Below are 14,342 nucleotides of genomic sequence, written 5' to 3' on the forward strand. Positions count from 1 at the left end.
AGTGTAAGTGTAAGTGTAAGTGTAAGTGTAAGTGTAAGTCTAGCTTCTGTCTCTTGCAGCTGACCGGGCGCGTTCCTGCGCTGAATGACTGAGTGCCGCTTCCGCGGCCCGAAATGCCAAGGCCATAATGGTCAATTGGGGATTGACGCCAGGCGCCTCCGGTATGAGGCTGCCGTCGGCGACAAAGAGATTTTCGAGGCCTCGCACGCGTCCGTAACTGTCGACGGCGCAAACGTCCCGACGCTCGCCGGGAGGGCAGCTGGAAAACAGGTGTATGGTCATCAGATTGGTTGCTGCCTGTGGCAGAGGCCTATTCCAGAATTCATGTACCTGATCAGGGCTCGTCCACCCCTCGTGGCCGGATATGCTCGGGAACACCTTGCGGGCGCCGGCCGCAAACATGGCTTGGCCAAGACGAGTGAGAACCTGGCTCAAAGCGATCCAGTCCTCCGGGGCGAGCTTGAAACTGACAAACGGCTCGTTGATGCCGGGAAGCGGTCTTACCGACCCCACTCCGCGCGGGCGTATCATGCCGTAATATGAGCCGCAAAACCGCCAGTCGCGCATCAGATCCCCGCGATTGGTCCAGTCTTGCGCAAGCGAGAGGCCAAAGATCGCGGGCGTGAACACCGATCCGCCAATGCGTTGATTTGGCATAAATTCGGTAATCGCCGCCAGTGGAAGCTGCGACCGATGCGCGTCGACAGGCTCGTCAAACAGCGCCGTTGCCTTGATTGTCGGGTGAAGGCGAAGCGTATTGCCAATGCGTTCACGCTGGCCGGAGCGGCGCAAAAGTGCCGCAGTGTGAATTGCACCTGCGCAAACAAACACCATGCCGGCTTTTACACGCACTCGCATCGCTTGTCCGCCGCCATCGCGTGACCGGGCAAAGACTTCCGTGGCACGGCCTTTGTCAATTCGTATATTGTCTACCCGCGTTTGCGCCAGCAGCCGCATGCCACGATCCACCGCCTTCGGCAGAAGGGTCACTGCCATGGACTGCTTGGCGCCGTTCGGACAAACATAAGAACATCGGTTGGCGCCCGTGCAGCCACGTTGTCCCCGTTTCAACTCCGACACTTTCCAGCCGAGGGCTTCGCCCCCCTGCCTCAGAATGTCGGTGGCACGTCCGAGCGGACCGAGGGTCAGGCTTGCATTTACCGCCATTTCCGCGCGCTCGTAATATAGCGCCAGCTGACACGGAGTAAAATTATCGATCTTGTTGAGCTTGCGCCATTGAGCAATAAGATCGCTATCAACTCGCTGGGTAATAGCGCTGTTGATTTCTGTTCCCCCGCCAACGCAACGGCCTTCCGCGTAGTTAATCGGGGGCCGGCCAATCGCGGCGGTGATTCCTCCGCTGCGCCAGGCAGACGAAAATGCGTCGCTTGCGATAGGAGAAGCCGATGACGACGGAATGTGCTTACCTTCTTCAAGCATGACTACAGACAAACCTGCCGCGGTTAGCACATCTGCCACGCTGGCACCGCCCGCACCGGAGCCGATAATCACCGCATCCGCTTGCAGTTGTAGTGGATTGCTCGGACGAAAACTTCCTTTCATATTCACGCCTTTAGTTCCGTCCCGGCCGCATGGACGACAGCTTTGCCGCGACGGGCGTCTGCTCATAGAATGCAAGTAGCGTCATCGATCGATAAAGGCGGATGACGGACCCGATGGGACCGGGCGATCTCTGCAGAAGAGTATAAAACCTCTCCGCGCGGAGCGCGCGTGCCAACGGACCGCCCGCGCCAGCTGAAATCAAAAAGATGCAAAGGCTCAGGAATATCGAAACGCTTCTAACAGCTGCACGAATATAAAAAGGAGCGCCTGCAATGGCTCGGCTGACGCTTCGTACGACTTCAGTTACTACGACTGCTTTTTCTTCTCCGTCGAGCAATGGCCACGAAGGTATCAGCGTTCGCACGATCACTCGATCAAATGCCATCTCAACCCCCTCGAGTTAGAAAAACAATACCGGCCAAAACAAGGGCGACGCCAATCCACTTGTGCGGCTGGAATGGTTCTCCGAAAAGATAGTGTGATGCGATCATCAGCATCACAAACCCCGAGCCGGCCAAAATCGGGTAAGCAACTGATATCTCCATGGAGTCAAGCGCCTTCGCAAATAGCACGACGTTGAAGCCATAAAATGCCATTCCACCCATAAAGCCGATTGAGAGAAAATTATCGGCCAGTCCGGCGTTGGCAGGCAGTGAGGCCCGGCTCCACTTTAGCAATAGATTGCCAATACAGGAATTCATGCCTGCAGCAAGAACCAAGACCAGAGGCGGTACATTCATCCAGGGATCGCTCGCAGCAAGCAGGGCACGAGTGCCAAAATTCTCTGTTTGACTGGAGACTTGTGGTGCGACGCGGCACTTTCGCTGAGAGACCCCTTATTGGCCTGATACCAATCGTAGCTATCGGTGATCATTCGTGCATTAGAGTAATTTGGTTTAAAGCCAAGCTCTCTTTCCGCTTTCGATATATCAAAATACATTGATCGCCCGTACATTAGCAAATGATAAGGGCCCAAGGGGGAGAGACCGAGCACGCTTGCCAGATTCGCCGCTACGGCAGTTGGTCCCATCGGAATGGACTTGATTCGGCTTCCGGTTCCGGCATGATCGATCACCGCCTGCAGAAGTTCACGCATTGTCCCAAATTCAGCTGCACCGATATTGTATGTGGCAAATCCTTTTGAATTCGACGCTGCAACGCATGCCCAGGCCAAATCATCTGCGTGAACGAACTGATATCTGTTGGCCCCCCCAGCCAAAACTGGAATATCGAGGCCCCGTTCAATCCAGTCAAACAGGATGTGGACGGTGCCAAGGCGGCCATGGCCAAGAATGGTCCGCGGACGCACAATCGCTACATCCAGACCATGGCGTTCCATTGCTTTCTTGCAAATGATCTCTCCTGCGAGTTTCGCGTGCCCGTAATCCTCGCCAGGATTTGGTTTCGTATTCTCTGTGACGGGATTCGATTTCGGTACGCCGAAGACAGCGCTGGATGAGGTATAGATCAACTTCCGGACCCCCGCCGCGGCCGATTCGTCGGCAATGATCTGCGTGCCATCCTTGTTGACGGACCAGAACAAGTCTACATCTTTGGCTAAGGGAATTTGAGCAGCGTTGTGAAATACCTTGTTCACACCGGAGACTGCCTGTTTGACAGCGATGCGGTCCAGAATCGTGCCTTTGAAAAATTCCAGATTAGGGTGACTGAAGCCAGGGCAGTGTAAGTCGAGCACGCGGACGTGGGTCCCTCTCTTAAGCAACTGCTTGCTCAGTACTTGCCCAAAAAACCCGGAGCCGCCGGTAACTAGCGCTGTATTCACCATCTTTGACCTATTTAAGTGCCCCCCATTTCAAACGCTGCTAGAACGCCTTGGGAAATCTCTCTGCTCGAAAATTCTCATCTCCTCTCTGCGAGCATCTCCTAAATTCCGGTTCTTGGACCAGGGGACTGGGGTCAAGAACGCGTTTGCCCGACTGCTGCATAAGAGATGACCTCTTTCCTCATTTGCCTGTCGAGACCGAGGGAGCCGCTGGCAACCTTCGACTATTGCCACCGGTCCTCATGCCGGAACCTAAGGATGCCGATGTTGGCGCCCTTGTGAGAAGAGCTTCAAAATTCGTGCCAATTCACCAACCTACCCCACAAAAGACTTCTTGGTTGATTTTCCGGCTGAATAGCAGAGGCGGGAGGAGATCGATAAACTACATTCCTGCCGCAAAACGGACAAACCCGACAAAGTATGTCGAGAACCCTAACCACAAGCCGATCAGACACGGGCTGATCGCCGTGCTGTGAGGCTGCCCGAAATGACATCACTTCTGTGGTTGCCGCCCGTTGTGCAAGGAGTTTCTTAGCTCTTGAACGTGTGATTGAGATCGGGTTGTTGGACCCGCTCGGCCCGGAACACATAAAGCGCGCCGTGCGGCCGAAGCCGCAGGACGGCCATAGCCTTACCCGCCGCCCCGTGGGTCGGTCAAAATCCCCCGGGTATGGTCACTTGAAACTCCCCCACCTGATGGTCACCGGCAGCGCTACTGAACAGCGGTAGCCGGTAAGACAGGACGTTTATTTTCATCCCCTTTCATACAGCGAGGGGACCGGGAGTTGAACGTCTTGAAGGCACATCTGCAAAGCACCGTACTAACATTACTTGATCGCAACACCAGCCAGCGCGAGATCCAAAGGCTGACGGGTGTCGATCGCAAGACGATTCGGCGTTACCGAGCGCAGCGGGCTGGTGGGGAGGCAAAATCCCCCGGGGAAGTGACCACCGGCTCGGCAAGCGCGGAGGACCAAATTCCTCCACCCCGACCACCGGCTTTTGGGGTGTCGGGAGCGACGGTCACCAGCAGCCTGGCCCGCTCAGCCTGCGAACCGCATCGGGCATGGATCGAAGAACAGGTCCGCCTGAAGCGAAATGCGCAGGCGATTTACCAGGACTTGGTCGATCAGTTTGGCTTTCCGTCCAGCTACCAAAGCGTCAAGCGGTTTGTGCGCACGTTGCGACAAAGCGATCCCAAGCAGTTTGATCGTCTTGAGTTCCTCCCCGGCGAGGAGGCTCAGGTCGACTATGGCGAGGGCGCGCTGACGATCGATCCCAAGAGCGGCCGGTACCGTCGTCCCCGCCTGTTCGTGATGACGCTGCGCTATTCGCGGCGCAGCTTCCGGCGGGTGGTCTGGCAATCCAGCCAGCAAGTCTGGGCTCAGCTTCACGAAGAGGCGTTTCGCTATTTTGGCGGGGTGGCCAGCTATGTGGTGCTCGACAACCTGAAGGAAGGCGTCCTCAAGCCCGATCTGTACGAGCCCGAGCTCAATCCGATCTACAGTGCGATGCTGGCTCATTACGGCGTCGTCGCCGATCCGGCCCGCGTGGCGGACCCCAATCGGAAGGGCAGCGTCGAGAATGCGATTCAACATACCCAGGGGACCGCGCTGGCCGGACGGCGTTTCGAGACGCTGGAAGCCCAGAACGAGTTCTTGAGGCACTGGGAGGAGAACTGGGCTTCCAAGCGGATCCACGGCAGTACTCGCCGTCAGGTCGAGGCCATGTTCCAGGAAGAGAAGCCACACCTGCGGCCGCTGCCCGTCGCACCCTTCCGCATCTTCACGGAAGTCGTTCGGACCGTCTGCGACGACACCACCGTCCGCGTCGACAGCAGCTATTACGCCGCGCGGCCCGCGGCCATCGGCAGTCAGGTCGTCGTGCGCATCTACACTTCCACGATCGAGATCCGTGATCGCCACACCCATGCGCTGCTGCGGATTCATCCCCGGATGACGCACCCCGGTTCTGTCGCCTTGCCGACGAACGAACGGCCGTTCAATCCGTCGCGGCAAACCGCCGTGCTGCTGGCGAACGCCGGTCGCATCGGCCCCCAAACCAAGGCCCTGTGTCAACACATGTTCGATGCCGAGGGACGCCCCGGACAGCGCGCGATGTGGGGCATTGTCGGGCTGAGCCGGAAGTATCCGACACGGCTGGTCGAGCAGGCCTGTGCTCATGCCATCAGCAACCGCATCTACCGTTACAAGCACGTACGCGCGACTGTCGAGCAGCTGTTTGAGCAGGCGCTGCAACAGGTTGAAGAAGCCCCACAGCCGGTATCGCAGCTCACCCAGGATCATCCACTGATCCGCGCCCCCGCGGAATATGGCGACCTCTTCAGCCATGCTGTGCGACACGATGCCGGCAACAATGGCCGGCAGGCTGGGGCTGACGACGACCGCGCCTCTCCACCCCGCGCTCGTGGCGCCTGCGCAACCCCGACCAGCTTCGCCGCCACGAGCGCTCCCGCTACCCCTTCTCACCTCAAACTGGAGATCCAACCCCATGATGACCATACCCGAAATTGAACGTTGCCTGCGACAGCTGCGCCTGTCGGGCGTCCGCGACACGCTGCAGACGCGCGTGCTGCAGGCGCAGGGCGCAAACCAACCCTTCCTCGAGACCTTCTCCTTGATCCTGCAGGATGAACTGGATCGTCGCCAATCCCGCCTTATCGAGCGGCGATATCAGCAATCCGGGCTCGATGAAAAACTGACGCTCGCCGAATTCGACTGGTCCTTCAATCCCAAATTGCCCCGCCAAACTTGCTTCCAGCTCCACACCCTGGCGTTCATTGCCGCCGGCGAGAACGCGATGCTGATCGGCAAACCGGGCACCGGGAAATCCCACATCGCCAAGGCGATTGCCTATCAGGCGATCCTGCACAGCCACAAGGTCCAGTATCTCGAGACCGATGACTTCTTCCACCGCCACGCTCTGAACGCCCCCGCGCAACGCGAGGCCCGGATGCGAACAATCATCGACTGCGATCTCCTCGTGCTGGACGATCTGTTCCTCGCACGCGCCATCCCCGACGACGCCGGCGCATGGCTGCAAACCCTGATCCATCAGCGCTACAAACTACGCCGCAGCGTCATCGTCACCTCCAATCGGGTCGTGCAGGACTGGGGGACATATCTGCGAGACAACACCATGAGCACGACGATACTCGATCGGCTGATGCATCATTGCCATCTGCTTGAGTTCGATGGACGCAGCTATCGCCTCAAAGAGGCCGCTGAAGCCCTTGCTCGGGAAACAAAGTCAAACTAACAAATCCACCTCTGTCCTGTCTTGCGGGTGGGGGAGTTTGACTGACCCTACCCGGGGGAATTTGAAGTGACCCGCGGGGCCCGCCGTCCTGCGGTTCAATTCAATCAGGCTTCAATGTAGTCGCGACCCGCCATAAATCCGCACTTCACAATCCGACGCGTGACAATCGCCCAATCGCCTCCCGCATGCAGGCGACGCTGAGTGCCATTCGACACGGCCCGATGAAACGCGCCGCCATGCGCCCATCGTTGAGACCGGCGCCTGGCTCCGTCGCGTGGTATAAGGATACCTGAACTCCCATGCGATTCCGGGAGCCTGAAACGGCTGGGCATGTTCCGCACCGAGGTCTGCAGCGCATGGCTGCGCTCGCTTCGTCGACGTAGCCAGCGCTCTCCCATGACCCGGGAACCGGTTCCAGCGTTATGCTTGGGCGATACATCCCGAAAGTCCCGCGCCTGTCATCCGCATGCCAATCCAAAGTACGCATCATGAACCGTGGCAGAAGCAGTATGCGGTAGTTCCGCACGTACAGATCAGGGCGGGGCGCTGGGAAACGAGCGTCCCTACCGCGACGCTCCCAAGTGCGCCCACGTCGATCTCAGTTGAAGTGACACGTTCACCATTTCCGGAATAAGTCGAACTGCCGACATCGGTGTTGATTTTGTCTGGATCGAGACCCGGCCTCCTTCAGCTGGATTCCTCCCGCCGACTGATGCACCTCACTGAACAATATGCAGAAAGGCTCTTGTGAATCACGTCGTGCACAGATTGGCACGACTTTTGATAGTCCATTGCTACTATGCGCTTCGTTCGCCTCTTTGATGAAGTGGCCGAATGAAGCTGCACAAACTCGATTTCGTTTCGGGGATTGAGATGAACAAGATTGATTGGGACGGCTTTGACCGTCACGTGCCTTTGGTTTTTGACCTAGATGGCACTTTGATAAAGACAAATACTGCTCACGACAGCTTCTATGACGCCCTCTTTCATTCGCCGCAACGACTACTCGGCACAATGCCCAGTTGGTGCAAGGGCCGCGCAGTCTTGAAGAAAATAATGGCGAATTGTATTGGAACTAAGCCGCAACGCTAAAGCCGAGGGGCGTCAAACCTATCTCGTTACAGCAGCTGACCAACGCATAGCGGATAGTATCAGCTGCTATCTTGGCAGTGTCAAAGGTGCAAAAGGAAGTGATGGCTCATTGAACCTAAAGAGCCGCAACAAGTTGAAATGGCTTCAGCAAAGCTTCCCCAACGGTTTCATCTACGCGGGTGACAGTGCCGCCGATCTACCGATTTGGGAGGCCGCTTGCGGCGCCGTCTTGGTTGCAATGGCACAAAATACGCGACACAGCTCCGTAAGGCGGGCATCAGGGTTAAGACTGTGATCCCGGGAAAAATAATCGTGTGAGGATTGGTTGTCGGAACTCAGGATACACCATGGTCGAAATCATCGCGCTCGCCTTTGCACTGGCGCTCTGGAAACAGATAGGTTTGCAAATATGCACCACACAAATGCGATAACTCTGAATGCTTCTCTTGTACTGCTGACGGGTACTACCGGCTGGTTGGGCGGGCGCGTCGCCGCTGCACTGACAAGTGGATTGTCGGAGGCAGAATGCTTCGTAGCTGGGACCTTTGAACTGAGGGCTCTCGTTCCTGCGGGAGAAGACGTGTCACGGCTGCGTGAACTGGGCGTAGAAATCGTTACAGGCGATATCCGGGATATGGAAACGGTCAGGGCCTTTGTAGCCGGCGCCGAGGGCGCCGTGTTGATTCACATGGCCGGAATCATTCATCCCAAAACGGTTGCCCAGTTTGAAGGAGTCAACACGCAGGGCACGATCAATCTGATTACAGCAGGGCAAAGGGCGGGTGTGCGGCGCGCCGTTGTCATGTCATCAAATTCGCCAATCGGCAGTAATCTGCACTCGGACCACAGATTCACTGAAGAAAGTCCTTATAGCCCCTATATGGGGTATGGCCGCTCCAAGATGCTGATGGAAAAGGCCCTTCGCGCAGAAATTGCCGCTGGTAGCCCGATGGAAATTGTCATCGTACGCGCCCCATGGTTCTACGGCCCCAACCAGCCGTCAAGGCAAACGCGCTTTTTCAAGATGGTGAAGGACGGCAAGTTTCCCCTCGTTGGGGCGGGGCATAATCGCCGCTCCATGGTTTACACGGACAACCTGACGCATGGCATGCTTCTGGCCGCAGTTCACCAGCGCGCGGCAGGAGAAATATTCTGGATTGCAGACGAGGCCCCGTACACCATGAATGAGATTGTTGAGACCGTCGGCGCGGTCTTGCGCGAAGATTTCGGCATCGCCGCCAAACCTAACAAGTTCCGTCTGCCGAGCGTCGTAGGCGAAGTCGCAAGCTTGGTCGATGCGACTCTCCAATATGTCGGCATTTACTACCAGAACATTCATGTTCTGTCCGAAATGAATAAGACCATCGCATGCGACATCACTAAAGCGAGAAAAGTGCTTGGTTACAAGCCTAAAATTGCCCTGCGCGAAGGAATGCGTCTTTCGGTGGAATGGTGTCTGACACACGGCCAGACAATTTGATCGAGGCATACCAGGACTGGGAGTGCACTCTTGCTCATAAGAATCTGTTCCGTCATATCTAGCGCTGTTGTTGCGGGCATCATCGGATATGCTGTAGGTTTTCCGGTGTCTAAGTACTTCGACAGCCACCGTAGGATGCGCTTGCTTATTGCGCCCGTTATCGGGCTTGGAACATTCGGCGCTGCAGGCGTTTCCATTTTTCATCTGTTATCGCTAACCGCGGTCAATCTTTATGTGGTCGTGCTTGGCATGTCCGCTGTCGCATTCTGGCTCTCGAGCGGCTCCGTCGAACCGCTGCTGCGCTCACGGACTAGTCCCGGTCTTTCCTGGCTCGCCGCTTCATTTCTTCTCTGTCTTTTGCCCACCCTAGCGATTATCCCGCAGTATTACGGTGAAAGCGCCAGCCTTGGTTACCCAATCTGGGACCATGCCAAAATAGCCATAATAGACGAGATAGCTCAAAATGGTCTCCCTCCCAGGAATCCATTTTATTCCGAAGCGGGAAGCCAAAACACCCTTATTTATCACTACGTCTGGTACTTCATAGCGGCGTGTCTATCCGTTCTTACGGGCGCAACCGGTTGGGAGGCCGACATTGCTCTTACCGGCATGACAGCGTTTTTCTCGACACTTGTTCTGGCATGGCTAGCAGTGGCGCGGAGCAGCTGCGCAAACGCCGCCTGGTGGATTCTACCGCTCTTGCTTGTCAGTTCTCTTAAGCCGGTCGTGCAATTCGTTTCGGGAAACTGGCTCGACACCTGGATGGTACGGCATTCGCACTTTCAAACCATGCAATTTCACCAAACGTGGATTTTTGCGGTTACATGGGCACCGCAGCACGTGTTCTCCGGCACCCTAGCTCTGATCGCGATCATGGCGTATACGCAACTTTTATATTGTAACGCAGCCCCACGCGGTCCGAATTTAGCGGTAGTTATGGGCGCTATCCTCGCGTCGGCTTACGGCAGTTCCACATGGGCTGGCGGTTTTTCGCTACTTTTGATATTGCCAATCGTAGGAGTGCTATCGATCTCTCACCTTCTAAGAGCCGATCGAATGCTAGAGGTGTCCATTTCTCTTTCGATCGCCGCCGCTATCACTGTGCTCTGTGCAGGAGTCTTAATCCACGAACAGGTCGCTTTACTGCACTATAGAAGAGCAGTGGAATTCTGGGTTTTGCCCGTGTTTATCGGCGCGAACCGGTTGCTTGATTTGGTCAGTTATTGGCTCGTACTGCTTGCCCTAGATTTTGGTGTGATATTTGTGGGTTTTATTATCTGGAGCTTTGCTAAGAGACCGGGTGAAAGCGCAAAACATTCGCTTATCGACCGAGCCCTGATTGTGTCGATTCTTGCGCCGTTATTTTGTGCGCAATTTCTACGCAGCGTCCTTCTGTATAATGACCTTGGATGGGACGTGGTAATTCCATCTATACTGGCTATGGTGACACTGACATCTGAGCTATTTTCCAGGCATATTGGCGGGAAAGCGTTGTTGGGGCGTCTAACGACAACAGCTGCCGTCGTATTATTGACCCCGTCAATTTTGGCTGGCGCTCGATTTGTTTATTCCTCCGCCTTCCAATTTGGAGCTCAAGGATCTGATACAGAGGGGGGCAGAGCTTTCAGAGCATCTCCTCAAATGTGGGAAGCTGTGCGCGAAGTAACACCAACGAATGAAGCGGTCGCCAATAACCCACTTGATTTCGCAAACGTAACGGCCCAGCCAGGTAACATTGCCTGGGCAGTACTGTCACAACGACGCAATTGCGCAACGTCTCTTGGACTTATTCGCTCCTATGCCGCTCAACTCACGCCAAAACAAGCATCAGACGTTTTTAACTTCTTCGTCGGTGTCTTTGAAGGCAGCGTTACCGAAGAACAACTCCGGGTTATGAAGGAAAAATATCTTTGTGAAACTCTCGTCGTCACGACAAGAGATGGGTTGTGGGGCGAACCAGTGCTGGATAACAGTTCAATTTACAAGCTTGTCTCAGAGGAGAAAGGCAAGTGGCGCATCTACCGATAATCGCATTAGCGGCTGAACGTAATCAGCTCAGGATCAGCTCAGGCGCCGCATTGACTCGCTGGCCGAATTGCCTCTACGCGTCCGAACCGACGTCTTCGGTCCAGGTGCCTAAGCTCAGGTACCGGGCTTCGACGTCTTCCTTCACCACCGCGATTGGTGTGTCCGCCAACTGTCTCGAGATGGACGCCGCCCCTACCGGATGGTGGAATGCCCTCGATTCAGTGCTTTAGGACGCGCGACAGGAAAGATCGGGTTCGTTCATTTCTCGGCTCATCGAAGATTTGCCCGGGTTGCCCTGCCTCTACGATGGCACCGCGATCCATATAGATGACGCGATCAGCGACTTCACGGGCGAAGGCCATTTCATGCGTGACAATCATCATTGTCATGCCATCGGTGCGAAGTTCGCGCATGACGTCCAGAACCTCACCAACCAACTCCGGGTCGAGGGCCGAAGTGGGTTCGTCGAACAACATAACATGTGGTTCCATGGCCAGCGAACGAGCAATCGCCACTCGCTGTTGCTGACCGCCCGACAACTGGCCGGGATATTTTTGCGCCTGGTCTCGCAGTCCAACACGATCGAGCAGCCGTAAAGCAACAGTCTCTGCCTCCTGGCGCGACTTGCGGCGGACGCGCATCGGGGCGAGAGCAATGTTCTCTATCACCGTCTTGTGAGGAAACAGGTTGAACTGCTGGAAGACCATTCCTACGCCGCGTCTGATTTGATGCAGAGCCTTCTCGCCGCCGAATTCTAGATCCTTTGTCGTCGGCATCGTAAATCCGTCAACCACCACGCAACCGTCCTGATGGGTCTCCAGCCCATTGACGCAGCGGATCAGCGTGGATTTGCCGGAGCCGCTGGCGCCGATAAGCACCACCACCTCACCGGCCGACACCGACAACGTCACGTCGCACAACGCCTGGAAGTTTCCATAAAATTTGTTTACGTTGGCAAATGCCACCATCGCCTGCGAGGAATCATCAGGCCGCCGCATTATCATTAGCGCGTACTCCTATGCATATGGCTCTCCATTCGCCGCGCTCCAAAAGTAATCGCGGAGCCGATAACGAAATATACGGCGAACATGAACAAGTAGACTTCATTTGTCTGACTACTGGCGGCGGGGTCCACCAGAATCAGTTGTCCGGCGCGCAGGAAGTCCGTCAGTCCAATGATAAACACGAGCGTCGCGCCATTGAAAACGTCGAGCACGTTACCGACCAGTGCTGGCTGGACAACCCGGAGCGCCTGCGGCAGGATTATTTCAGTTGCAACCGTCCAGTCCGACATGCCCAGCGAGTGCGCCGCCTCCCGCTGTCCGCGCGGCACGGCTTGGAACCCGCTGCGCACATATTCGGCCACATAAGCGGCATTGAAAATGGTGAACCCGACCATGCCCCGCGTAAGCGAGGATACCGAAGCTTGCGGCATGAATAGCGGCACGGTGATCCAAATCCAGTAGACAACGAGAATTAGTGGTACCGACCGCATCACCTCGATATAACCAGTACAACAGGCTCGCAGACTTGGATTACGGCTAGAGCGGCCGAGCGCGAGCAGAATGCCGAGCGGCAGCGACGCTGTTGAAACGATTACCGTGAGCATTATGCTGAGCATAAGCCCACCCCATCGATCAAACCCGGGCGGAGCCAGAACAAATACCGCGATCCCGCAGGCTGTCAGCCATATAGCCGCAGCAAACCGACGCGACCAAGGCAGTAGCAAGGCGCCGACCGCAGTGCACAGAATGGCGAGCGTTAACCAAGCGCGCCATGTTTGCTCCGCCGGATACAAGCCGATCAGCAGCAAACGCAGGCTCTCGTAAATCCTTTGCCACTGCGCGCCCCAAATCACCCATTGCAGGAAGATCACTGAAACCCAGCCAAGGACAGCAAAGACGAGTATTGTAAGTACGGAATCGGTAAGATTCACGAAGAGGTTGCGACGAACCCATCTATGCAATGTCGCGATCATCACGCTCTCTCCAGTGCGATTCTTCTATTGACGACATTTGTGAAGGCGCTGATTATCCAACTGACGAGCAGATAAGTCGCCATGACGACAATGACGGTCTCGAAATCGCGACCAGTCTGGTTGGCCACAGTACCGCTAACGCTGAACAAGTCCGGGAAACCGACGGCTATACCGATCGACGTATCCTTTGTGAGGCTGATATAGCGGTTAGTGAGAGAAGGTAGAATAACTCGAAACACTTGCGGGAGCACAACGTCTTTAATCGTATCACCCCGCGACAAACCTAGAGCCGCCGCCGCCTCCCACTGCCCTTTAGGCAAGCCTTCGATTGCCCCACGAACGATCTCCGCGATGTACGCTGCGCTGTTTACCATGATGGCAATTAGGATGGCTGACATCTCTGGGGTGAGGCGCATTCCACCGGTCGCACCGAAGCGTCCAAGTACCGGCAAATCAAAATCAATGCTGAAGCCTGTCGCGTAGCTCGCACCGACAAAACCCAATCCTGTGATCACTAGCGTCAAACGTCGCCACGCAGGGAAGCGTTGCAGGCACGCCGCCGCCAGAAGGATTATTGCTGCAGCGAGCAAAGCCGTCGACGCCGGTCCCGTACTATCGGATAGATGTGGTAGCGGCAAAAAGACGCCCGATTGCTCTGCGACGAACCACCTATCGACGTTCGTTGCGCTTGTGGCGGACGGCAACTGGAGCATGACCGCGAAATACCAGAACATGAGCTGGATCAGTAGCGGCGTGTTTCGGATGAACTCGCCAACCGAGAAGGCGAGATTCCGAACAAGCCAGTTAGTTGATAACCGAGACACGCCCAAGCCAATGCCAAACATTGTCGAGAACACGATCGCCAGAAGGGCAACTTTAATCGAATTAAAAAGGCCGGCTGCCAGCATCGCCAAATTCGACGACGCAGAGTTCGCACTTTCAAAAGTTGGCGCCCACCCCGTCCAGGTGGGCGCCAACCCCTCACTGATGTTGAATCGCGAAGGTGCAGACAAATAAGCAAAGCTGAAGTCAATACCTCGGCTTGCCAAAGTCTGGCGGATTGCTACAGCCGCCAGAATAACTATCCCAATAACGGCCGCTACTACAACGCCGTGAGTCAGCTTATACCGGGCCAAGGC

Annotated in this window: 11 protein-coding genes; 5 read left to right on the plus strand and 6 right to left on the minus strand. The window is 56.0% G+C overall.

The features are described 5' to 3' along the window. Window positions 1-39: 39 nt before the first annotated feature. The 3 genes from BPNPMPFG_RS33745 to BPNPMPFG_RS33755 form a co-directional block, all read right to left on the minus strand. On the minus strand, window positions 40-1,563 hold the full coding sequence (locus BPNPMPFG_RS33745; protein WP_258597674.1) for an FAD-dependent oxidoreductase: 1,524 nt from the start codon (window positions 1,561-1,563) through the stop codon (window positions 40-42). A 386-nt stretch (window positions 1,564-1,949) separates the two neighbouring features. Further along, window positions 1,950-2,303 (minus strand): DMT family transporter, encoded by a 354-nt coding sequence (locus BPNPMPFG_RS33750; protein ID WP_258597159.1) that lies wholly within the window; start codon window positions 2,301-2,303, stop codon window positions 1,950-1,952. Continuing rightward, complete coding sequence (locus tag BPNPMPFG_RS33755; protein WP_258597160.1) at window positions 2,300-3,349, minus strand: NAD-dependent epimerase/dehydratase family protein; 1,050 nt, start codon at window positions 3,347-3,349, stop codon at window positions 2,300-2,302. Before BPNPMPFG_RS33755 ends, BPNPMPFG_RS33750 begins: the two co-directional genes overlap by 4 nt. Window positions 3,350-4,131: 782 nt before the next feature. On the opposite strand from BPNPMPFG_RS33755, the gene istA reads away from it, so the two are divergent. The 5 genes from istA (at window position 4,132) to BPNPMPFG_RS33780 (ending at window position 11,225) form a co-directional block, all read left to right on the plus strand. Beyond that, window positions 4,132-5,880, plus strand: a complete 1,749-nt coding sequence (gene istA / locus BPNPMPFG_RS33760) for an IS21 family transposase (protein WP_258590130.1) — start codon at window positions 4,132-4,134, stop codon at window positions 5,878-5,880. Continuing rightward, the gene (istB, locus tag BPNPMPFG_RS33765; protein WP_258590131.1) at window positions 5,858-6,625 is read left to right on the plus strand and encodes an IS21-like element helper ATPase IstB; all 768 of its coding nucleotides are present in this window, start codon (window positions 5,858-5,860) and stop codon (window positions 6,623-6,625) included. Before istA ends, istB begins: the two co-directional genes overlap by 23 nt. An 834-nt stretch (window positions 6,626-7,459) precedes the next feature. After that, entirely contained in the window at window positions 7,460-7,717 is a 258-nt protein-coding gene (locus tag BPNPMPFG_RS33770) for a hypothetical protein (RefSeq protein WP_258597162.1), read from the plus strand. Between the two features lie 409 nt (window positions 7,718-8,126). Continuing rightward, window positions 8,127-9,197 (plus strand): NAD-dependent epimerase/dehydratase family protein, encoded by a 1,071-nt coding sequence (locus tag BPNPMPFG_RS33775; protein WP_258597163.1) that lies wholly within the window; start codon window positions 8,127-8,129, stop codon window positions 9,195-9,197. A 30-nt stretch (window positions 9,198-9,227) separates the two neighbouring features. Next, window positions 9,228-11,225 (plus strand): hypothetical protein, encoded by a 1,998-nt coding sequence (locus tag BPNPMPFG_RS33780; protein ID WP_258597165.1) that lies wholly within the window; start codon window positions 9,228-9,230, stop codon window positions 11,223-11,225. A 218-nt stretch (window positions 11,226-11,443) separates the two neighbouring features. Here the strand turns inward: BPNPMPFG_RS33780 and BPNPMPFG_RS33785 are convergent, their stop codons facing one another. Genes BPNPMPFG_RS33785 through BPNPMPFG_RS33795 form a run of 3 tightly spaced genes read right to left on the minus strand, consistent with a single transcriptional unit; the run spans window position 11,444 to window position 14,339 of the window. Next, complete coding sequence (locus tag BPNPMPFG_RS33785; protein ID WP_319946012.1) at window positions 11,444-12,223, minus strand: amino acid ABC transporter ATP-binding protein; 780 nt, start codon at window positions 12,221-12,223, stop codon at window positions 11,444-11,446. A gap of 5 nt (window positions 12,224-12,228) precedes the next feature. Then, complete coding sequence (locus BPNPMPFG_RS33790) at window positions 12,229-13,203, minus strand: amino acid ABC transporter permease (protein WP_258597167.1); 975 nt, start codon at window positions 13,201-13,203, stop codon at window positions 12,229-12,231. Beyond that, complete coding sequence (locus BPNPMPFG_RS33795) at window positions 13,203-14,339, minus strand: ABC transporter permease subunit (protein ID WP_258597169.1); 1,137 nt, start codon at window positions 14,337-14,339, stop codon at window positions 13,203-13,205. Before BPNPMPFG_RS33795 ends, BPNPMPFG_RS33790 begins: the two co-directional genes overlap by 1 nt. Window positions 14,340-14,342 lie beyond the last annotated feature (3 nt).

It is taken from the genome of Mesorhizobium sp. AR07, from assembly GCF_024746815.1.
GTDB lineage: Bacteria > Pseudomonadota > Alphaproteobacteria > Rhizobiales > Rhizobiaceae > Mesorhizobium.